This window comes from Phytomonospora endophytica (genome assembly GCF_014202425.1).
GTDB classification, from domain to species: Bacteria; Actinomycetota; Actinomycetes; order Mycobacteriales; family Micromonosporaceae; genus Phytomonospora; species Phytomonospora endophytica.
Window position 1 is genome coordinate 485,693 of the sequence record NZ_JACHGT010000003.1, and the last position, 21,595, is coordinate 507,287.

Below are 21,595 nucleotides of genomic sequence, written 5' to 3' on the forward strand. Positions count from 1 at the left end.
GGCTGCCCGGTCGGGGTGTACCTGGGTACACCCCGGTGGTCAGGTGGTCTCCAGGGTGAGGCCTTCGGTGACGAGTGCGACCGGTGCCTCGTCGGGTGCGCCCGGGATCGAGGCCGCGACGCCGATGGTGAAGGGCGTGGCGGCGGACGGTGCCTCGAAGGTGAGCCGGAGGATCGTGCCGTCGCCGACGAAAGGCGCGAGTTCCGGCGGTACGTCGACCGGCTCCGTCGTCATGGTCACCGCGTTGGCGGGCGACACGGTCGGGGCTCCGGTCGTGGTGACCGGGAGGATCAGGAATACGGGCGCACCGGGGTGGATCGTGGTGACCTTGCCGGCCTCGGGGTCGGCCGGGTCGATGACCGTCGCCGAGCGCAGTATGAGCGTGGTGGAGACCTCGACGGCGAAGACGCGCACGGGGATGTGCACGTCGCGGTCGAGGTGCACGCGGCGGCCGGCGAGGCCGCCGTCGGTGTGGACGCCTTCGGGGCCGGGCCGGTAGCGGCGGCTGATCTCGGCCGGCGCGGGTGTGCCGGGCGGGGTGGCCGCGGCGGCGATGAGAGTGTCGCCGTCGTCGGCGGTGCGGATCGGCCCGTCGGCCGGGCGCACGACCGTCAGCGCGTGCTTGCGTCCAGGACCGCCCGGTGTGACCGTCATGGGCGCGCGCTGACCGGCGAGGAGGCGCACGGTGGCGCCTTCGGCGACGGGGAGACCGCCGATGACGACGGCGACGTCGTCGATCTGGCGCTCATAGAAGACGCGCTGGATGCCGCGGTCCTGGGCGTCGCGGGCCTTGGTCTCACTGTCGGTGTCGGAGAAGCCGTCGACGAGGGTGATGCGGTGCTTCCCCGGGCGGCAGAAGGCCACGTGGAGGCCCGCGTTGAAGGCGGTCGCCGGCAGCAGCGGGATCGCGCCCTGGTCGGTGAACTGGAAGGCCCGGGCGGCGCCGGTGGGTTCGCCGGTGACGGCCGTCTTGACGTAGAAGACGTCGGGCACACAGCCGCCGGGGTTCGGCGGAGCACCGGCGACGGGCGTCTGCGCGGGCACCGTCGCGCCCTTGTTGAACGGCGGGGAGGTCGTCCCGGTCTCGTCGGTGACCAGCGGCATCACCGTCGGGACCTGCGGCGCGGTGACGCCCGGGCCGTTCTGGAACCCGGCCACGAGGGGGTTGCCGTTGCTGGAGATGAAGTACCAGTAGCGGCCGATGTCGCCGACCACCTTCGGTTCGACGCGCAGGCGCCCCTCGGGGCTGTAGAGCCGTCCGCTCTCCTGCGAGGCCTCCTGCTCCATCCTGGACTTGTAGCCGTTGCTGGGCTGGTTGAAGGCATTGTCCCACCAGTAGTAACCGAAGACCGGCGGGACGAAGCTCCACGACTTGCCGCCGATCAGGTAGCGGAAGACGCGGGCCACGATCTCCCCGGCGGAGTTGTGCTCCGGGTTGGTGCGCTGGGTGAGCTGCCCGTAGGGGTCGTAGATCCACTTCATCCAGTCCATGCCCATGCGTTCGAGGAGCCAGCTGTCGGCCCAGCCCGCGCCGTCGGTGGACGCGATCTTGGCGATCCGGCCCACGGCGGCTGGCTGCTTGTTCACGAACGGCGGGTCCTGGAGCTCGACGAGGCCGTCCGCACGGACGTGGGAGACGTAGGTGCGGACCGAGTTGGAGTCCTTCGAGCCGACGGCGTCGGCGAACTCGACGATGACCCGGTCGTGGATGTGCAGGGTGAGGGTCTTGTCGCCGACCTTCTCGATTTTCACCGTTCCGGGCCGGGCCGGGTCGGGCACCGATGCCGGGAAGTAGTCCACGTCGTCCCAGATCGACCCGTGGGTGGTGTCGGTGGAGACCGTGATCCGGCCCGACATGTTCACCGGGGCGGCCAGGACGAGCGTCGGCGGGTCGGCGGTGGCGACCTCGCGCAGGACGGAGTCGTCGCCCTTCTTCAGCAGGACCCGGGGGATGTTGCGGAACTTCGCGAGCGTCTCCGCCTTCTCCTTGTCGTCGCCTCCCGGTTTCAGCACCAGGATCTTCGAGTCCGACGGGTCGACGTCGGCGTCGCACTTCGTGGTGGTCCGCAGCAGGTGGAGCATCTCCCCGCCGCGGCCGATCAGGTAGAACAGACCGCCCCAGATCGTGCCGCTGACCAGGCTCATGATCCCGGTGTGGGTCAGGATGCTGAGGGCCTCGTAGAAGGCGCGGTAGGTGGTCAGGCCGGTGCTGACGTTGACCTTGCGGATGCCGACCGGACCGTCGGCCACGTCTTTCACGATGACGGTGAACCCACCGCCGAAGGCTTCGCCGAGGGTCGCGATGGTGGGCTGTCCGGTGGTCCAGATCTGCACGTCGTCACCTTTGCCGTAGGTGACTCCGGCCGCGTTGTCGACCTTCAGGATCCGTTTGCCGGGCTCCGGGGCCGAGATGGTCGCCTCTCCGAAGGCCGAGTAGTCGGGCATGTCGAAGTCGCGGAGCGCCGGGGCGATCCGGCCGAGCTCGAAGAGGGCGAGCGGGAAGCACGCCAGCAGCCACGGTCCCAGCCGCTGTGACTGGACGGTGTGCATCAGTTCGTGATCGGCGAGGCCCTGGTACTTGTCGGTCTCGAAGTCCTCGTCGGCCTCGGCGGTGCGGCTGTGGCCGCTCTCCGAGCGGCCGGTGGCCACAGGGGTCTCCCCGGGCGCGAAGCCGGTGACGATGACGAGGTTCGCTCCGGTCGGTTCGGTGCCGCCGCTCGGGTCGGCGATCCGGGTGGCGGTGTCGTCGGTGCTCGCCGTCGCGTAGTAGCCGGTTCTGGCCGGGGCGGGCGGGACGGTGACGATGACCGCGCCCGTGGCCGACGGGACCGCGCCGAAGGTGAGGCGCCAGTCCGGGACGGGCGGCGGAGTCGGCGGTGTGGTCGGAGGCGGCGGCGGTTTCATCCGGACGGGACGGGAGCCGGTGGCGTCGCTGAGGGCGAGGGTCGTCGCGGTGGCCGACCACGCGTCGGCCTGGTCTCCGCGCCACAGGTCGATGTCGGCGAACTCTCCGGCGAGGTGCCGCCCGTTGCGGCCCTGCGCCACGGTGCCGTTCGGCCCGGCGATCGGCGTGAGCCGGGTGACGGTCACGGCGGTGGCGTCGACGGGGACGGGTGCCCGCCCGCCGGTGAGGGTCAGGTGACCGCCGTCGACGGTGGTGAGGGCGAACTCGTCGGGTCCGGGCTGGGTGGCGTGGGTCCAGTCGACGCGGACGAGTTCGCCGGCGGTGAAGCGCGGGAACTGGGTCCGGGTGGCTCCCGCGCCGACGGTCGGTGCGACGGCGAGGGTGCCGTCGGGGAGGACGGCGGCGTCGTAGGCGTTTCCGGTCGTCACGACCTGGGTGAGGGTGAGTGTGCCGGTGAGGTCGGTGATGGCGCGGTCGAACTCGCAGGTGACGGTGACGTTGGTGACGACCTCGGGTGTGCCGGCGACGAGGACGACCTGCCCGGGCCGGATGTTCCCGGGCCGTGGACTGCCCGTGGTCGCTCCGTCGAAGGAGACCGTGCGGGCGGTCGCGTCGAGGGTGCCGAGACCGAAGCTCGCGACGGGCGTCGCGGCTTGCAGCGCGGCGAGGTCGGCGACGCCGTACTGCTCGGCGCGGGCGGCGGCGAGGCCGTCGGCGCCGGTGATCGGGGCTTCCACGGTCCCGGCGGCGAGGCTCCCGGCGGCCGGGGCGCCGATCGGGAACAGCTCGGTGAGGGTCGCGTCGGTGTGGGCGCGCCAGGGCGTGTCGTCGGGCTGGGAGAAGAAGACCCCGCCGTCGAGGAAGACCGAGGCGGCCGAGCCGGGTATCGCGGGCGTGCCCGGTCCCCCGCCTCGGTTCCAGGTGAGCGGCGACCGGCTCAAGGTCGCATCACCGGACAGCAGCATCGGCGGTGGTCCGGAGGCCGCCGTTCGGGCCAGGCGCAGGACGGTGCCGTAGCAGGCGGGCGCGAAGGGTTCCACCGGATCGAACAGCTCGGTCTTGGTGACCCGCTGGAGGCCGACGTCGTTGACGAACCAGTTGTGGGCGAAGGTGAAGGAGCGGTCGCTGGCGAGGATCCCGTCGCGGCGGAGGGCGTAGGCGCCGATCCGGTCGGAGGTGCTGGCGCCCGCGAAGTTGAACCAGCGGCCCGGCTGGCAGCCGAGAAGGCTGATCCACCAGTTGACGGTGAAGTCGAGCCCGAAGGTCGAGACGATGTTGTTCTGCAGGCCCCAGGTGAAGTCCGACAGCGGGAGCCACCAGGAGATCGCGCCGCTCGGGTCGGTGCGGCCGACGGGGTCGTGGCGACAGACGGCGTAGGGCCCGGTCGCGGTCTCGACGGGCAGTTCGCCGTCGTAGCCCTCGGCGCGGCGGGGGTCACCGGTTCCGCCGTCATAGGGGTCGGCGGCGCAGAACGCGCCCGCGAGGGGATCGAGCGCCCGGGCCGGCAGGTGCACGAGTCCCCGATGGACGGCTCCGCCGAACAGGCCGGGCGTCCCGGCGTGGGCGAGCAGGCCTTCGCCGAAGGCGTCGCGGGGCACGCGGACCGAGCCGTCGCGGCCGATGACGCGCACCGGCGTCCCACCCGGGTCCAGCGAGTACACCGTCGACAGTGGATGGTCGGCGGGTCCGTCGATCCGTCCGAGACAGGCCGCGCCGTCCCACAGGTAGGTCGCCGTGACGGTGCCGTCCTCGGCCAGGACGGTCCACAGACGGCCGGCGTCGTCGTGATGCCAGGTCTCCGGCGCCTGTGCGGCGCGGGCCCCGTCGGCGTCGTAGTCGAGGCGGTGCCGCCGCCCGTCGGTCCGCGTCCAGAGTGGACGTCCGTCCTCGCCCGGCGTGAGGTGGCGGGTGCCGCCCGGGGAGTCGATGACCGAGAGGTGGCGCCCGGCGTAGCCGTAGCGCCAGGTGTCGCCGCCGTCGGTGTCGACGCAGGCGGTGATGCGCCCTCGCTCGTCTCGGCGCACGTCGACACCGTCGACGTGGACGATGTGCCCGTCGGCGTCCCAGGAGTAGCGCTCGGTCCAGGTTCGTTCGGCGGTCTCGACGGTGCGGGTGAAGCCGTCGGGTTCGGGTCGTGAGGAGACGCGTGCGAGCTCGTCGCCGAGGATCAGCGCCTCACCGTCCCAGCGGGCGTGGATCCGGTCTCCGCAGCGCAGTTCGAGGAGGCGCCCGTCGTCCTCGGCGCGGATGAAGGCCAGCCGCAGCGTGGTTCCCGGGACGTCGGTGCTGTAGCGGATCACGTGCTCACCTCCGCGTGGGCCTCGATGCTCGCGGTGGCGTACCTGAGCGATTCGAGGAGGGCGACGATCTCGTTGCGCACGCCGTCGAGGGCGTGCGCGAAGGCTTCGAGGAGTTCCGGTCCGAGTTCGGCGACCGATGCGAGGACGGCGTCGAAGTCGACGGCGCCGAAGGCCTCGTCGAGGGCCGTGAGCTGGTCGGGGAAACCGCTGAGGATGTCGGTGGGGACGGCGTCGGCGGCGCGTTCGATGAGGGTGGTCAGTCCCCCGAGGTCGCCGAGCAGGGCGGCGGGATCGAGTCCGCGCAGTGCGGTGGCGAGCTCGTCGCGCACACCGATCAGTTCGGTGGCGAGGATCGCCGGGTCGTAGGCGGCGACGGTGGCGCGGACGGCTTGGTGCACCTCGTCGAGTTCGGCGGCGAGGACGGCGGGGTCGAAGACCGCGAGCTCCTCCTGGAGGGCGCGCACGGCCGCGAGCAGGATCCGCTGGGCCAGTGCGGTGGGGTTGAGGGCACCGAACAGCGCCTTGGCTCGCTCGACGGCGGAGGTGACGGCCGGCCCGACCGCCTCGAAGAGGACCGGGGCGAGCTGGACGATGGCGTAGACGAGTTCGTCGACCTCGACGGCGAGGGGCTCGGGGTCGAGCGCGGCGAGGAGTGCGTCGACGCCTCCGGTGAGGTCGGCGAGCGGTGAGGTCTCCAGGCCGGCGGCGATGGTGTTGAGCTTCGCCGAGATCGGCGCGTGCCTGCTCCCCGTGCGGGCGACGCGGCCGCGGGCCTCTCCGGTGTGGACGGACATCTCGGCGCGGAACGCGGCCGGTCCGCTGCGGTTGACGCCGTTGAGGGAGACGGTGAGCTCGGCGCCGGAGAGGTTCGCCTGGAGGGCGACCTGGGCGCGGACGTGCGCGGCGGCCAGCGGCGCGACGAGCGCGTCGAGGCCGGCGTCGATGCGGTTCTCCACGGCGGCGAGTTCGACGGCGGCGGCGCGCAGGTCGCGGGCGAGGCCGCCGATGAGGGCGTCGAGGGCGTCGAGGGCTTGTCCGGCGGGTCCGGCGTCGAGGGCGGCGAGGGCTTCGCGGAGTTTGGCGGGGAGGTAGCCGAAGAGGCGGATGACGTCGCCGGGGCGCAGGTCGGCGAGTTCGGTCTCGGTGGGGACGGTGGGCCGTCGCGGTGCGGGGCTTTGTGCGGGCGGGGGTTCGGCGCCGGGGACGACCTCGGCGAGTGGGGCGGTGGCGGCGCGCCCGGCCTTGTCGGCGGCGGTGTTGACCTGTGCGCCGACGGTGGCGGCCGCTTCTTGGGGTTCGGGCATGGGGATCGCGTCGAGGGCGTCGCGGTATGCGGTGATGACCGGTTCGAGGAGCACGCTCGGGCGCAGGCGGTCCCAGCCGGCGAGGAGTTCGGCGAAGGGCGCGTGGGCGGCGGCGCCGACGGCTTCGAGGTCGAGGGATTCGACCTGTTCGGCGATGCCGTCGATGAATCCGCCGGCCTCGCCGAGGAGGCTCGCGGGGTCGAAGCCGGTGACGACGTCGAGCGCCGCGCCGATCTCGGCTTCGATGTCGGCGATGAGCCGGGCGGGGACGAGGTTGGCGACCGCCTCGCGCAGGGCGTTGAGTCCTTCGTGGACGATGCCGCCGAGGGTGTCGGAGAGCTGGAGGCTCGCGACGACGTCGAGCATCGGCTTCATGATGGGGTTGCCGGCGAGGTCGCCGTCGAGGTCGAGGGCTTCGAGCTGCTCGACGAGCTGGGTGATCAGCGGCCGTACGGGTTCGGGGAGGGGCACCTCGGAGATGGCGCCTTCGACGGCCTCGCGGATCTCGCGGATCTTGGCGATCACCTCGTCGGCGGCCGCGGTGAGGTCGAGGGAGTCGACGGCGCCGGCGACGACGCCGACCGCGTCGGCGAAGGCGTGGACGGCGGCGACGGCGCGGTCGAGGATCTCGGCGGCGGGTTCGGCGATGAGGTCGATGGCGGCCTTGACCTGTTCCATCGCGGCGATGACGCCGTCGACGGCGCCGGTGAGGGCGCCGGTGGCCTCGCCGAGCGCGTCCTGGATCTGCTCGCCGAGGTCGGCCTGGCCGACGAGGTCGCGGAGGTCGCGGAGGACGGCGCGGATCTGTTCGGCGGGGGCGTCGAGGTCGGTGTCCTCGACGGCTTGGGCGGCGTCGTGCAGGGCCGTGCGGATCGTCTCGCGGACGGGGCGGACGGGGATGTGGGCGAACAGGGCGTGGATCTGTCCGGCGACGGCGGTGGCGATCCCGGCGATGGGGGCCTCGAAGTTCTCACGCAGGAATGCTTCGAGGCTGTCGACGAGCGGGTCCAGTTGGGCGATCGCGGCGGCCGGGTCGATGGCCTCGATGAAGCCGCGGATGGTGGCGATGTCCCCGCGCCAGTCGTCGAAGAGTTCGAGGACGGTCTTCTCGGCACCGGCCAGGGCCTGGCCGGCGGTGCCGATGGCTCCGGCGAGGTCGAGGACGGGGATCCGGTCGATCGCGGCGGTGACGGCGGCGAGGTCGGCGCGGACGGCGTCGATCGCCTGCGCGCGCACGCGGTCGAGTTCGGTGATGGCGCGGGCGACGGCGGCCGCGTCCCCGGTCGCGGCGGCGACGGCGACGGCATCGAGGCGGGCGGTGATGCCGACGGTGCGGGTGGCCGGGAGGGAGATGCCGGCGACGGCGCCGAGCACGGCGGAGGCGCCTTCGCGCAGCGCTTCCAGTGCCTCGCGCGGGAAGGGGGCGAGGACGTCGATGATGAGGCGGATGAGCTCGGCCGGGTCGGTGATCCCGGCTTCGGCGCGGGCGGTGAGCGCGTCGAAGGCCCCGAAGGCGTCGACACCGGCGAGCTGGTAACCGTCGGCGAGACGGTTGAGGGTCCCGAACGCCTCCGGGAGGGCGGTGCCGAGGACGCCCGCCGCGCCGATGGGGTTCTCGGCGAAGCCGCCGATGAAGGAGACGACGACGCCGGTGCCCTCGGCGATGGCGCGGGCGAGTTCGGCGACGGGCAGTTCGGTGTCGCCGAGCCCTCGCAGGAGTTCGGTGAGGACCGTCATCAGCGGGGCCATGAGACCGGCGGGGTCGTCGAGCGCGTCGAGGACGGCGGTCACCTGCTCGCCGAGCGGGCCGAGGGCGCTGGTGACGGCGCCGCCGTCGATGATGACCTGGACCTCGCCGCCGGAAACGGAGGCGCTGATCCCGGCGCGGGCGTCGAGGATGTCGCCGAGGTCGATGTTCTGGAGGTCGTCGAGGAGACTCATCGTCGGTACCTCATCACCACGTCGGAGAGGTCGACCTGGACGAACAGGTCCGAGGCGAGGGGCGCGCCGGCCGCGAGGTTCGGGGGCAGCGGGTGGGCGGGCAGGTGGATCCCGTCGGCGTCGACGGCGGCGAGGACGGTCGCGCCGAGTGTGACGGGGGTGGCGGGCGGGGCCGGGTCGGCGATGACGAGGCGGGCCAGGGGCCGGTCTCCGGCCGCCCACAGGAAACGTCCGCGGGTGACGGTCACGGTGAGGGCGGCCGGTTCGGTCACGGTGACCGGTGCGGGCAGGGTGATCCAGGTGGTGCCGACGCGTTCGGCGGCGGGGACCTGGGCCTGTGCGGCCGGTCCGAGCGGCTCACCGTTCGGGCGGGTGACGGTGAGGGTGATGGCGCAGTCGCCGGTGGCGCGGCCGATGAGCCCGACGAGCGCGAGGGGGTGCTGGCCGATCCCGGCGGGTGGGAACGCACGCGTCACGGGGAGGCCGTCGGGGGTGAGGACAGGTCCGGCGATCCCGCCCTGCTGTGCCGGGAACGCGTCGGACGGTTCGGTGTGGACGCGCAGGCCAAGGTAGGCGACGGTCAGGTCGCCGCGGACGTCGCCGGGAACCGTCGCGGCGAACTCCGCCGGGACAACGGCCTCGCCGCGCAGGGTCGTACCGCGTACTCCGGGGAAGGATCTGATCAGGTCGCCGTGGACTTTCCCGCCGGTCAGGCGGACCTTCGAACCGGCCGCTCCGCGCACGGTGAACGCGCCGGTGAGGGGTTGCCCGGCGGCGAGCGCGGTGGACAGCAGTTTCTGTGCCTCGGGTGTCAGGTCGACGTCGAAGCGGCGCCCGGCGGGCGTCTCGCCGGGGACGTCGAGGACTTTTGTTCCGCCGGGTCCGGTGACGGTGAGGTCGCGGGGCGGGCGGACGAGGAGGCCCTGGATCCGGTCGACGCCGAACGGCCGCTCCTCGAACTCCTCGGGAGTGTCGCCGGTGACGAGGCTGAGGCGAAGGCGTTTGGCGCGGAGTCCGGTGGGCAGGCGCAGCGCGGGGTAGGGCGAGTAGCCCATGCTCGCGCCGGTGAGGGTCGCCGGGATCAGGTCGTGGCCCCAGACGGGCGGGACGCTGTAGGCGGGGGCGGCGAAGCCGCCGCCGGTCGCGGGTTCGACGCGCACGGCGAGGCGCCCGGCGAGGTCGGCCTCGGAGCGGACGGTGATCTTGTCCTCGCCGTCGAGGCGGTACAGGCCGACGAGGGTGAGGGTCTTGACGTCCACGTGGGCCGGTGGGGTGATGATGAGCCCGTCGCCGTCGGCGGTGACGGGCAGGCTCAGCGACTCCTCCCCCGGCGCGGAGGTGATGGTGAGCGCGGCGGCGGTGACCTCGGCCGCGTCCGTGCCGGGGACCGCGCCCCAGTCGTAGCCGAGGTCGACGCCGTTGCCGACGTCCACGGGCAGGCTGATGACGTCGACCTCGCGGGCGGAGACCTCCCCGGCGACCGTGAAGACCGTCATCGGACCTCCAGGAGCGCGCGGCCGAGTTCGGTGGAGGTACCGCCGTCGGCGTCGGCGAGGGACACGACGAGGAAGTCGCGTGCCGCGTCGGCGGGAGGCGTGTAGGTCACCGACGCCAGTCCGCCGCTCAGGTCGACGAGGCGGACGCCCGGCTGGGCGCCGGCGGTGCCGCCGGAGAGGGCGCCCGCGCCGGGTTTCCCGCCCGCCGCGACGAGCCGCAGCGCGAGTTTCCCGAAGTCCTCGGTCGCCGGTCCGGTCTCGCGCAGGCGCAGGGTGCCGACGCCGCCGACCCGCAGGGTGATCGTCCCCGCCGGTCCGCCCGCGGTGAACGGGTCGGGTGGCAGGACGAGTTCGACCGGGGCGAGCCCGGCGCGCACGCGGATCTCGACGACTTGCGGTCCCGAGGCCCCGGTGGTTCCCGTCGGCCAGAAGGATCCGAGCGCCGCCACGGTCGCCGTGACCGGTCCGTCGGCCGGGTCGGTGGGTGCCGACAGGCCCGTCAGGTCGAGGCGGTCGAGCTGGAAGCCGGGGTCGGTGGCGGGCGGCGGATCGAGGGCCTTGAGCAGGCCGGGGTCGTCGAGGGCGTAGCCGAGGGCGTCGAGGCCCGCGATCTGCTGTTCCCGCCCGGCGTCGTCGGCGGGTTCCACGACGGCCGTGAGGACGCACGCCAGGCGCAGGACCCGGCGCGGGAGCGATGATCCGGCCACGATGCGCGGCCCGTCGCCGCCGAGTTGGCCGACGACCCGTTCGGCGCTGACCGCCGCGACGACCACGCGCGGCTCGGTGCCGGGCGCGCCCGGCGCGGGGGCGGCCTCGACACGGCCGGTGAAGGGCGCGGGAAGGCGCTCGCCGAGGATCTCGGCGAGACGCACCTCCAGGTCGCGGATCATCCGGACTCCTCGCCGTCCCGCTTGCGCCGGGAGGTCCGCTTCGCGGGCGCGGCGCCGTCGTCGGTGGTGGCGCTCTTGCGCCGGGAGGTCTTCTTCGCGGTCGTGGGCGTAGCGGCTTCGTCCTTTGTGGACGTCTTCGCCGAGAGCGCGGTCGCGGTGGCCGGTTTGGGGGCGGGGTCGGGCGCGGCCGACCGCAGACCTTTGCGTTCGATGATCAGCTGGTACAGCGGGCCCTGGCGGGCGAAGTCGGCCTTGAAGACGGCGAGGATGTCGTCGGGCAGCTGCTCGAAGCGCGCCCGGATGCGCTCGTCGGTGTACTTGCGGAGGTCGTCGCGGACCGGCCCGATCTCGTCGCGCACGATCTCGCGGACCTCGCCGCGCAGCTGGTTCAGCACGTCGTCGAGGCGCTCGCCGATCCGCTGGTCGCAGAAGGCCGTCAGGTCGTTCTTGAGTTTCCCGGCGGCCTCGGAGATGCGCGCCTGGGCGTTGGCGTCGGCGGTGGCGATCGCCGCCGGAACCTCCCGGTCGACGCGGCCGGACAGCGAGCCGACGTCGTTGCCGAGCTTCCCGATGGCGGCGTCCTGGGTGCCGTTGTGGGCGGTCAGCCCGCTCACGTCGGACTCGACCTTCCCGGTGCGGGTGCCGAGGTTCACGACGGCGGTCTGGACCGGCGGGAGGCGCTGGTCGAGCTGCCGGGTGGCCTCCGCCGAGGCGGTGGGCAGGACGCCGTCCTCGACGGCGTCGACACGTCCGCCGAGTTCGGTGCGCAGCCCGTTCGCCGTCGCCGTCAGGCGCTGTTCGAGGTGTCCGCGCAGGGCGGTGTCCTCGTCGTGGACGGCGGTGTCGACGAGTTCCCGCACGCTCACCAGGATCTGGTCGCGGACCTGTGGGAGCCGGTCGTCGACGGACTCGCCGATGCGTCCGTCCAGGTCGGACAGGCGCTCGTCGATGGTCGACGCGGTCTCGGTGCGCAGGTCGTCGATCTTCGGGTTGACCTGCGCGAGGGTCGAGGTGAGCACGTCGGCCTTGACGCCTTCGAGGACGTCGTCGGGGACGGGCCGCCGGAAGGGTTCGAGGGCCTCGTCGAGTTCTTCCTCGGTGACGAGGGTGTTCGTCAGCTCGGTGAGCCTGCGTTCGAGTTCGGCGGCGTCGAGGGGACGGCCGTCGGGCAGGGTCAGGTGGTCGCGGAGGACTTCGAGGGCGGCCACGGCGGCGACGAGCGCGGGAATGTTGACGCGTTCGCCGTCGACCTCCAGGTCGCGGCCGACCTCGATGGCGCGGGTGAGGTCGGTGCGGATCGCGGTCATCGTCTCGCGCAGGGACAGGATGTCGCGGCGGGTGTCGCCGATGGCGGCCACCGACCGGCGGACCGTGGTCACGTCGGCCTCGCGCACGAGGTCGCGGGTGGTCACCTGGGTCATCCGGTCGCGCAGGGCGTCGAGGTCGGTCTTGACGGTGTCGAGGTTGCCGCCCGAACCGGCCAGCCGCTTCTCCACCGTGGACAGCCGGGCCAGCGCGGCCGGGTCGGCGAGCGGTCCGGCCTGCAGGAGGGTGCGCAGGCGGCCGTCCAGCCAGGACAGCTGGACCTGGTCGGTGTGGTCGTGGTCGGCGACGACGGGCGACGCCGCCTCGGCGAGGACGGCGCGGGCGAGCTCGATGAGGCTGCCGACGACGAGGTTCCAGTCGTCGGCGCGGATGACCTCACCGCGCTGCCGTTCGGCGACCGGGGTGAGTCTGGTGAGCAGCGCCTGGAGGCGGTCGAGGTCGGCGGAGGTGGTCATGTCAGGCCGCCGGGATCGTGAAGACGGCGCCGAGCTTCGGGCCGCCCTTGGCGGTGCTCTGGCGGTAGGTCTGGAGTTCGCTCTCCTGGCGGGTCTGGGTGCCCGCGTCGAAGTAGGTGCCGGCCATCGCGAGGACCTGTTTGACCTGGGTGTCGGCGAGGAAGGCGGTGCCGCCGTCGCTCTGCTGGGTGGCCAGCTCGTGGATCCCGGTGATGATGTCGGAACCGGTCGAGGACAGCTGCTGGCTGAACAGGACCGTGTCGCCCTGGAGGCTGCGGTGGAGGTCGAGGACGCGGCCATTGAGGCGGTCCTTGAGGTCGGTTCCCGCCTGGCCTTTGGCGAGGACGTCGGTGAGCCGCTGGTGGAGGGTGCCCGCCTCGATCTCGCGGCGGAGTTCCAGGAGGGAGTGCCCGAAGGACTCGGCGAAGCGGCGGAGGTTGCCCTGGACCTCGGCGATCTTCTCGGCGATCTCGGGGTGGTCGTGCCCGCGCGGGGAGACCAGGGCGGCCAGTTGCAGGACCGCGTTGGCGAGGTCGGTGACGGTGCCGACCAGCCCGTTCCAGTCGGAGGCGCGGATGACCTCGCCGGACGCCTTGCCGCCCAGGGGGAGCGCGCGGTCGCGGGCCGTCGTGGCGAGGGCCTGGACCGGTCCGACGTCGGCGTCGGGGATGTCGCGGATCGGGCTGTCGCGGAACAGGTCGGCCGGGACGGGGATCGGGACGAGCGTCGGGGGTCGCTGGTCGAAGATCCGGATGGGCCGGTTGTCGATGGGCAGGGTCAGGTTGGGGTGGGTCACCTTCATCTGCCAGACGCCCGGGTCGATGTCGCGGACGACGAGGCTGCCGTCCAGGAACGGCTTGCGGGTGATCGTGGCGCCGGTGGCCTGGTTGGTCAGGTGCACCTCGGCGTCGCGGAAGGCCAGGGTGTGCCCCTGCATCTGAACGTTGAGTGTGGCAAGCATTCGAGTACTCCTCAGGCCAGGCCGTGCAGGTCGCCGTAGGGGAAGGTGATCTCCCAGAACAGGGTCAGCTCGTGGTCGTCGCCCTTGCTGACCGGCGCGAAGGTGACCCGGTTGTAGAGGACGGTCGTGTCCCCGGTCCGCGACAGGAGTCCCGCTTCGCGGATGGTGCCCAGCGCGGAGGTCTCCGGGAGGGTCGCGCGGACCCGGACGAGGGCGAGCCGCCGTTGCGGGTCGGGGACGACGGTGAAGGCGCTGGGCGGTACCGGCGCCTCCGTCTCGCCTTCGAGGGCGGGGTCGGCGTTGCTGAGGGCGGCGGTGTCGTAGGCGTCGCTCTCGGCGGCGTCGGAGGTCCCGACGCCGAGGTGGCTGATCGGGCCGGTGTCCTCGGCTCCGGTGAACAGGGCCGCGACGAGCAGCGCGCCGCCGCGCATCACGGCGTTGCGGGCCTCGCGGACGGCGAGCAGGTCGCCGCGCCGGCCGGTCAACTCAAGGCGCATCCGGGCACGCATGGTCACTCCTCAGCGGAAGGTCGAGTCCTCGAACGGGGTCACGTCGAACAGGCCGCCCGATTCCGGCAGGGAGTCGGCTCCGGTGGGTCCGCCCTCGCGGATGATCATGGGGCCGCGGCCGGTCAGGTAGGCCTGCTGCGGCTGGGTCTCGCGGAAGGGCGCGAGGTCGACGGTGGTCTCGACCCCGGCGACCGAGAGGCGGGCCAGGCCCGCGGCGAGCGCGGTGCCGGTCTGCTCGCGGACGGCCAGGCCGGGATCGGCGTCATGGCGGGTGAGCAGGGTTCCCGCCGGGAGGGTCACCCGGACGGCGGCGGGGGTCGTCTCGTGCCAGGACGCCGACACGGCGACCGCCGGTTCCTGCGCGAACAGGGCGTGGTCGAGGCGGGCGGCGTCGTAGGCGCCCTGGGCGAGTTCCAGGTCGGCCATGGCGAGCAGGACGCGGTCGAGTCCGGGCGAGTCGTGGTGGGCGACGGTGAGGAACCAGAGGTCGTTGTCGCCGCGGGCGAGGGTCAGCGGTTGTCCGGCGGGCAGGGCCTCGGCGGGGGTCCACGGTTGTCCGGGTTCGACCTGTTCGATACGGCGAACGCGGTCGGTGACGTCGTGGTTCTCCAGGGCCGCGCGGCCGTCGGAGGTGAGCCACAGGCGTTGCCCGACGGGGACGGCGTCGAGGTGGACGAGCGCGTTTCCCGTGGTGAGGTTGACCAGGACGGGCACGTACTCGGGTCCGTCGGCCAGGCCGGTGAGCAGGAAACCCACGGGCGCGGGGTCGAGGCCGTCGTTGCGCAGGTTGAAGCGCGCCAGCGGTGCGACTGCTCCGGGCAGGGCGACGATCTCGCGTTTCGGGTTCTCGGTGAAGGCCGCGCGGTCGGTGGCGGGTTCGGCGTCCCAGTCGCTCTCGCGGTCGGGAATCGCGGTGAACAGACCGGGGACGCCGGTGGCGAGGGTGAGTCGCGACAGGTATTCCTCGACGAAGACCTGGAGGGCGCGGACGCCGACGGCGCCGTGGTCGAGGGTCGCCTCGCGCAGGGCGTGGACCCAGGAGCGGTAGGCGCCGAGGTCCTGCCAGGGTTCGGGCGGCAGGTCGAGGAGGGCGGCGAGCCCGGCGGCCTCGGTGAGTTCGAGGGCGGCGTCGAAGAAGTGCGCGCGGCGGATCTCCAGGACGTCCTCGTCGGTGATCTCGCAGGCCAGGGCCGGGTGGGAGACGAGGGCGCGGACGAGTTCCCCGTCGGCGTAGAGCGCGGGGAGGCGGGCGGTGATGCGGGCGGCGTGCGCCATCACGCCCCCTCTCGCACGTCGAGGGTGACGGTTCCGCGTGCCGTGGCCTGCCCGGTCTGCGGGGCGAAGGAGCCCTGTCCGTCGGTGAGCTGGAGGAAGCGGTCGGCGTCGGTGACGGTGACGGTGACCTCGGTGCGGACGACGGCGTAGCGGGTGTCGTCGCGGGCGGCGGCGAGCAGGCCGTCGACGGTGAGGGGCTGGTCGGGCGCGCGCCCGGCGAGGTGGGCGTCGACGGCGGCGGTGATCGCGGTCTCGGCCTCGGCGGCGGTGACGCCGGCGTTGAGGTGGAGCGGCAGGAACACGTCGGCGACGGCGCTGGTCGCGCTTCCGGCGGTGGCCTCCTCGGCTTCGACCCCGGTGACCTCGACGTTCCCGGCCTTGACCGTGACACCTTCGGGGAGCTGGAGTTCGTCGGTCTCGGCGCCGCCCTCGGGGAGGAGGGTGATCTCGGCGTCGACCACGCGCGGGTCGGCGAGGGCCTGCCCGGCGAGCTGGGCGCGCCGGATCTTCCCGCCGGGCGCGATGCCGCGCAGCAGTGTGGTGATCCGGTCGACGGCTCCCGTGCTCAGTTCGGCGAGTTCGGAGCCGACGGGCGCGGTCTTGCCGGCGACGGTGAGGCGCATCCGGGCGCCGACGGTGAGCGGTTCGGCGGCTCCGTTGTGGACGCGGATCCCGGCGGCGCGGGTGTCGTCGATGGCGAGCTGGACCTGGCGGCGGACCTCGGCGGTGTCCTGTTCGTAGACGACGGTCAAGGTCACCTCGCCGGGCGCCTCGGTGAGGGTGGCGTCCTTGACGCCGGGGACCGAGCGGACGGCGAACAGGAGCGCGTCGGTGGTGCCGCGGACCACGCCGTGCAGGGCGGCCTTGGCACGGCGGCGCAGGTCGGGGTCGGACTCGGGAGCGATGAGGCCGCGGGCCGGCTCGGGGTTGGTGACCTGGCCGACGCCGGCGATGAGCACGGCGGGACGGTCGAGCGCGCCGGCCGCGACGACCGGGGTCGCCTGCGTCTCGCCGCGTGCCTGCACCGAGCGCTCCGGCTCACCGGGTTCGAGGGTGAGGGCGGCGGTCGTGAGGTAGCGGTTTCCCGCGGCGTCGACGACCGCCGTGCCCGCCGGGACGGTGACCTGCCCGAGGACCCCGGCGGCGCGGGTGAAACGCAAGGTCACGACCGGGAAACCCGCCGGGAGCCGCTGTGCGCCGACAAGGGCGACGACCTGGTCGAGGGAGGTGCCGGTCGCGGAGTCTACGAAGGCCGACTCGTAGACCAGGCGCAGGTGCTCGTACTGCTCGGCGAGTTCGCGGGCGACGCTCTCCAGGAGGGTGCGGGTCACCGAGCCGACGTTGAGGTCGGTGAGAGGCGCGGGCGACGCGACCAGCGGGTAGTAGTTGACGACCACCGTGGACAGTGGGACGGGCCTGCGGCCGCCGGGGCGGAACGCGATCGCGTCGGGCTCACCGCCCTCGCCGCCGACGAGTTCGAAGTCGGCCGGGGTGAAGCGGTAGTCGATCTCGCGCGCGTTGGCGCCCTTCCCGGCGGTGATCCGTCCGGTCAGGTGAGAGACCCGGCGGACCGGCCGTTGCGCGAGCTGCTGGAGGACCAGGACGGGCTCGTCGCCGGCGGGCACGGTGATCTGCTCGCGGACGACACCGCCGGTCAGCGTGGTCAGCAGGTCACGGACGATGTCGGGGTAGGCGCGCGGGACGTAGCTCATGCCGCTCCGCCCTTCTCGGGGCGTTCGTCGTCCGCGAGCCTTCGGGCCGTGCCCGTCTCGCGGGCCACCGGCGCGTCGTTCCTCATGCCCCCACCTCCAAGTTCAGTGCGAGGGGATCGCCGCCGGCCGTCGGCTGGACGACGAGGGTGAAGACCAGGGAGTCCGGGCCTTCCGACGCCGGATCGAAGTCGAAGCCCACCGCGCCCGGCTCCACGCGCGGTTCGGCGGCCACGGCGGCCAGCACGAAGGCCCGGCACAGGTGCCTGCGAGCGGAGTCGCGCGGTGCGCCGATCAGTTCGTGCAGACGCGATCCGTACTCCGGATGCCCTAGCGAGGCGAGGCTCCCCACGGGGGTGAGCAGCCGCAGGATCAAGGCCTGGGCGAGGTTCTCGCGCTCGGCGACGACGGCGAGGTCGGCGACCTCGGCGCGGCCGCCCGGCTGCACTCCCCCGTCGGGCCGGACCCGGACGGCGATCCGGGGCACGGTCGACAGGTCGGCGTCGCTCGCGTCGTGGGCGACGAAGTGGGGCAGGACCAGCAGGTCGGTGTCGGCCATCAGTTCAACTCCACGATCGCGCCCTTGACGGCGACCTTCGCCGTGCCGTTGACGGCCACCTCGGTACCGGAGAGTTCGAGCTTCCCGGCCGCCTTGAGGGTGACGTCGCCGTTCTTCTTCAAGGTCAGCGAGGAGCCGCCCGCCGACAGCTCGACGCGCCCTCCCCCACCGGAGTCGACCTTCGCCGAGAGTTCGTCGTCGATGCGCAGGTGCACGACCTTGTCGGTGATCTCGGCGCGGACCTCGCCGCCGATCTCGACGACGGCCCGGTTCTCGCCGGGTTCGACGAGGACCCGCACCTTCGGTTCGGTCTCCCCCGCCGGGAGGCTCAGCACGACCTGCCCGTCGGCGTGATCCGGTGGGTTGAGGCCCGGGTGGTAGAGGCGGCCGACGACGACGGGGGCGTTGCGGTCGCCTTCGCAGAACACGACCAAAACCAGGTCGTCGACGGCCGGAATGGCGGCGTGGCCGAGGATCCCGACGGCGACCGGGACCTTCGCGAGTACAAGCCCGGTGTCGCGCAGGCGAACGGTGACCGCGTGATCGGCGTCCCCGGAATGCGCCTCGGTGACCTGCCCGACGGAGGCCACCGCCCGTGCGGCCGACTCGTGGCGCGCGATCCGCGCCACGGCCTCGACGAAACCGCTCATGACGCGGCCGTCCCGTCGATCTCGGTCCCCGATGGGCGACCGGCGGTGATGCGGTGGGTGACGCGCGTGAGCAGCCACGAACCGTCGAGTACGCCGCCGGGCGACTCGGCGATCTCCACGACCGTGCCGGGCCGCAGCGACGGCAGCAGCACACAACGCGCGTACAGGCGGCGGGAGCGGCGGGACGCCGACGACTCGGCGGCGTCGGAGGCCGTGCTCGCCGCACTCGGCACGCGCAGCACGGGTTCGGCGTGGCGCTGGACGTCGGCGGCGGCCTCGGGAGCGTCGGCGGGCAGGAAGTCCGGGCTCGGCCGCAGTTCCTCCGGCGAGGCCGGTCCCGCTCCGACCGGGACGGTCCGCGTCGTCGGCGGGCCGTGCTCGGTAACGCGGTAGGTCAGCAGGTCGCGGCCGTGGCGCAGCGCGGTCTCGGCGCTCGCCGCCGGAGGCGCGACGGAGACGGGGCCGTCGCCGGCGACCGTGCCGACGCACCCGGCGAGGGCGGCGAGGCGTGCGAGGTGTTCGGCGGCGGTGCGCGCCTGGTCGGCGACGTATCCGGCCAGGGGCAGGTCGATCCGCAGTTCGCCGGGCGTCGCGGAGGCTTCGCCGAGCAGTGCGGTGACCACGTCGGTCGCCGTCGTGCCGGTGTATCCGGCGGCGGGCCGGGCGGCGGCGAGCGCGCCCGAGGCGTCGGTGAGGTCGACGTGGATCCAGCGTGAGTCGCGGCGGACCCGGTGGACGGTTCCGGTCAGGACGGTCTCCTCGGCGGCGCCGCCGGTGAGTTCGAGGCCGGTGAGGGACACTTCGCCGGGATCGCCCGGTACGGCTTCGAAGCGGACGCTCGCGGGGAGCACCGCCCGGCAGCGGTTCACCTCGGGCAGCAGGCCGAGGGTGACCGAGACGGTGGCGAGCTGGGCGTCGTAGCGCAGGTCGGCGAGGGTCAGGCCGGCGGCGGGCGCGAGGCTCATCAGGAACCTCCGAAGGCTTCACCGAGGGCGGTGGCCGCTTCGCCCATCACCGCCGCCGCCTCGCCCACGGCGGTCACGGGTCCGCTCAGTGGCGCGAGGAGACCCGAGGGGTCGGGCAGGCCGAGATCGGCGAGGGCGGCGAGTGCCTGCACGGCCTCGACGGCGGCCATGGCCTGGTCGACGGCTCCGGCGACCTGCCCGGCGAGTTCCCCGATGTCGTCGAGGACCCCGCCCAGGTCGCCGAAGCCGAGGTCGCCGAGTCCACCGAGCCCGTCGAGGCCACCGAAGCCGCTGAGTTCGGCCGGCGGTGGGAGTTCGGGGCTCTCGGCGAGGTGGAGTTCGTAGCCGTAGCGGTCGGTGTGCCCGGCGACGGCGACGACGTGGAGGCGTGTGACGACGACCTTCTGGAGTTCGAGGGCGGTGGCGATGTCGGCGGCGAAGGTGAGTTCGGCGCCTTCGGCGGCGGCGGTCTGGATCCCGCCGAGGCGGTCGGCGGCGTCGGCGCCGAAGATCTCGCCGCGCAGGACGATGCGGTGGGAGGGGCGGCCGGTGCGCTGCTGGAGTTCGCCGTCGAGTCCGGTGATGGGTGTGGAGGTGTGGCCGCCGTCGAGGAGGTGCTCGATGTGCTGGACGGCGTCGAGGGTGAGGTCGCCGAGCAGGGGCGTCGGCCTGGTCATGGCGCCATCCCTCGCAGGTCGGCCTCGTCGTGGAGGACGCGGGCGAGGCGCTCGGCGAGGTCCTCGTCGTCGGCGACGAGGCGCAGGACCGGGTCGCCCGCCGCCCGCTCGTCGGGCGTCGTGGCGGGCAGCGGCGGGCCGGAGCCTTCGGCGAGGGGTGCCCACGGGCCGGTGATGAGGGTCCCGGCACGTTCGGGGGCGGTGGCGGGCTTCGGGATCGGCGTCCACGTGCCCGGCGCCGGCAGGGGCGGGGCCGAGCGGCGGGCCGTCCAGGAAGGACGGTGCCCGGCGCCCTGCTGGCGGCCGGGACGCCACGCCCGTTCGGTGTCGACGGCACCGGGGGCGGCGGGTGGTTCGGTGGCGGGGAGGACGGGCCACGGTCCCCGGCCCGGCGGCGGGTGTCCCGGTCCGGTGGCCGAGAACGGGTCGGCCGGGAAACGCGGCACGTCGAAGCCGTCCGGCTTCGGCGACCGTGTCGAGCCTTCGGCGTTCGCGGGCGTGGTGCCCACGTACCTGCCGGGCCTTCCGGGCCGGTCCGGCCGGGTGCCGGGCCCGTCCGCGGTGGACGGTTCCGCCGCCCGTGGCGCGTCGGCGGCGGATCCGGACGGGGGCGCGCCCGGCCCGGCACCCGGAGCTCTCATCGGCGCCGCCCCGAAGCGCGTGTCCTGAGTGGACGGTCCGTTCGGGACCCGCCCGTACTCCTCGCCGGGGCCGCGCCGGACTTCCCGCCCGTAGTCCTCGGGGAGCGGGCGGCGAGCCGCTCGGGCGAGCAGGTCGGCGGCGAGTTCCGCGCGGGTCTCGGTGACCGTCGCGGGTGCCAGTTCCAGGCGGGTCCAGCCGTCGTCGGCGTCCGGCGCGGCCGGTATGAGACCACGGGCGAGGTCGTCGACGGATGCCGCGCCGGCGTCGTCGAGCTGGGTGGCGGTCCATCCGGTCACGCGCAGGACGGCCAGTGCGGCCTCGGTCAGTCCGGGGCCGCCGGCGTCTTCGCGGGCGCCGGCCAAGAAGAGTGCGAGCGCCTCGACGGCGGCGTCCTCGGGATCGCGGCCCAGGGCGAGGAACCCGACCGAGCGCGCGAGGGCGTCGGCCGGGTCGGGGCAGCCTTCGGCCGCGCGGACGGCGAAGCGCCGTTGCCCGAAGCTCAGCGCCCGCAGCACCGGCCCGTCCGGGCCGTGCAGGCGCAGGCCGTCCGGGTGCTCGCCGACGGTGATCTCGTGTCCGGCGACCGTGGCGGTGCCGGTGGCGAGATCGACGCTGACCTTGGCCATGTCCGCCTATCCCTGGGTGACGGTCTCGGTGACCCTGGTGGCGGTGAAGCTGTAGACGGCCTCACCGAACTCCCCGACGGCGAGGGCGAAGCCGCTCTCGGTGAGGAAGCACTCCTCGAAGCTGACGGTCAGCTTCGTCGCGCCGTGCTGGAACTCGGCGACCAGTGCGAAGGACTGGTCGACGGCGAGCTGGTTCAGCGCGTCGCTGGTGGAGGCGACCCGCAGGCGGCCCTCGACGGAGCGGGCCCCGGCGACGACGCCGATGCGTTCGGTGCTGCCGAGCGCGTAGACGCTGGTGCGGGCCTGCTGGGTCCGGTAGTCGATGGCCCGCACCCCGTCGACCGGTGTGCCGTCGACCTGCACCTTGCTCTCTGCGGCGGCGACGATTGTCGGCATGGCGTCCCC

The 21,595-nt window shown here is 73.5% G+C and carries 15 protein-coding genes; all 15 read right to left on the bottom strand.

What is annotated here, in order from left to right; translation table 11 throughout:
* Positions 1 to 39: 39 nt before the first annotated feature.
* The gene (locus tag HNR73_RS08620; protein WP_184786762.1) at positions 40 to 5,205 is read right to left on the bottom strand and encodes an RHS repeat-associated core domain-containing protein; all 5,166 of its coding nucleotides are present in this window, start codon (positions 5,203 to 5,205) and stop codon (positions 40 to 42) included.
* Positions 5,202 to 8,450, bottom strand: a complete 3,249-nt coding sequence (locus HNR73_RS08625; protein ID WP_184786763.1) for a hypothetical protein — start codon at positions 8,448 to 8,450, stop codon at positions 5,202 to 5,204. The genes HNR73_RS08620 and HNR73_RS08625 overlap by 4 nt, the downstream gene beginning before the upstream one ends.
* Positions 8,447 to 9,946, bottom strand: coding sequence for a hypothetical protein (locus HNR73_RS08630; protein WP_184786764.1), 1,500 nt, complete (start codon positions 9,944 to 9,946; stop codon positions 8,447 to 8,449). The genes HNR73_RS08625 and HNR73_RS08630 overlap by 4 nt, the downstream gene beginning before the upstream one ends.
* Complete coding sequence (locus HNR73_RS08635; protein WP_184786765.1) at positions 9,943 to 10,836, bottom strand: hypothetical protein; 894 nt, start codon at positions 10,834 to 10,836, stop codon at positions 9,943 to 9,945. Before HNR73_RS08635 ends, HNR73_RS08630 begins: the two co-directional genes overlap by 4 nt.
* Positions 10,833 to 12,617, bottom strand: coding sequence for a hypothetical protein (locus tag HNR73_RS08640; RefSeq protein WP_184786766.1), 1,785 nt, complete (start codon positions 12,615 to 12,617; stop codon positions 10,833 to 10,835). Before HNR73_RS08640 ends, HNR73_RS08635 begins: the two co-directional genes overlap by 4 nt.
* A gap of 1 nt (position 12,618) precedes the next feature.
* The gene (locus tag HNR73_RS08645) at positions 12,619 to 13,578 is read right to left on the bottom strand and encodes a hypothetical protein (protein WP_184786767.1); all 960 of its coding nucleotides are present in this window, start codon (positions 13,576 to 13,578) and stop codon (positions 12,619 to 12,621) included.
* A gap of 11 nt (positions 13,579 to 13,589) precedes the next feature.
* Positions 13,590 to 14,087 (bottom strand): hypothetical protein, encoded by a 498-nt coding sequence (locus tag HNR73_RS08650; protein ID WP_184786768.1) that lies wholly within the window; start codon positions 14,085 to 14,087, stop codon positions 13,590 to 13,592.
* A 9-nt stretch (positions 14,088 to 14,096) separates the two neighbouring features.
* Positions 14,097 to 15,362 (bottom strand): hypothetical protein, encoded by a 1,266-nt coding sequence (locus HNR73_RS08655; RefSeq protein ID WP_184786769.1) that lies wholly within the window; start codon positions 15,360 to 15,362, stop codon positions 14,097 to 14,099.
* A complete protein-coding gene (locus HNR73_RS08660) occupies positions 15,362 to 17,074 on the bottom strand; it encodes a baseplate J/gp47 family protein (protein ID WP_184786770.1) in 1,713 nt (570 codons plus the stop codon). The genes HNR73_RS08655 and HNR73_RS08660 overlap by 1 nt, the downstream gene beginning before the upstream one ends.
* Positions 17,075 to 17,156: 82 nt before the next feature.
* Positions 17,157 to 17,630, bottom strand: a complete 474-nt coding sequence (locus tag HNR73_RS08665) for a GPW/gp25 family protein (protein WP_184786771.1) — start codon at positions 17,628 to 17,630, stop codon at positions 17,157 to 17,159.
* The gene (locus HNR73_RS08670; protein ID WP_184786772.1) at positions 17,630 to 18,280 is read right to left on the bottom strand and encodes a phage baseplate assembly protein V; all 651 of its coding nucleotides are present in this window, start codon (positions 18,278 to 18,280) and stop codon (positions 17,630 to 17,632) included. The genes HNR73_RS08665 and HNR73_RS08670 overlap by 1 nt, the downstream gene beginning before the upstream one ends.
* Complete coding sequence (locus tag HNR73_RS08675) at positions 18,277 to 19,245, bottom strand: contractile injection system protein, VgrG/Pvc8 family (RefSeq protein ID WP_184786773.1); 969 nt, start codon at positions 19,243 to 19,245, stop codon at positions 18,277 to 18,279. The genes HNR73_RS08670 and HNR73_RS08675 overlap by 4 nt, the downstream gene beginning before the upstream one ends.
* On the bottom strand, positions 19,245 to 19,922 hold the full coding sequence (locus HNR73_RS08680; protein WP_184786774.1) for a hypothetical protein: 678 nt from the start codon (positions 19,920 to 19,922) through the stop codon (positions 19,245 to 19,247). Before HNR73_RS08680 ends, HNR73_RS08675 begins: the two co-directional genes overlap by 1 nt.
* Positions 19,919 to 21,190 (bottom strand): hypothetical protein, encoded by a 1,272-nt coding sequence (locus HNR73_RS08685; protein WP_184786775.1) that lies wholly within the window; start codon positions 21,188 to 21,190, stop codon positions 19,919 to 19,921. The genes HNR73_RS08680 and HNR73_RS08685 overlap by 4 nt, the downstream gene beginning before the upstream one ends.
* Before the next feature lie 6 nt (positions 21,191 to 21,196).
* On the bottom strand, positions 21,197 to 21,586 hold the full coding sequence (locus HNR73_RS08690; protein WP_184786776.1) for a hypothetical protein: 390 nt from the start codon (positions 21,584 to 21,586) through the stop codon (positions 21,197 to 21,199).
* Positions 21,587 to 21,595 lie beyond the last annotated feature (9 nt).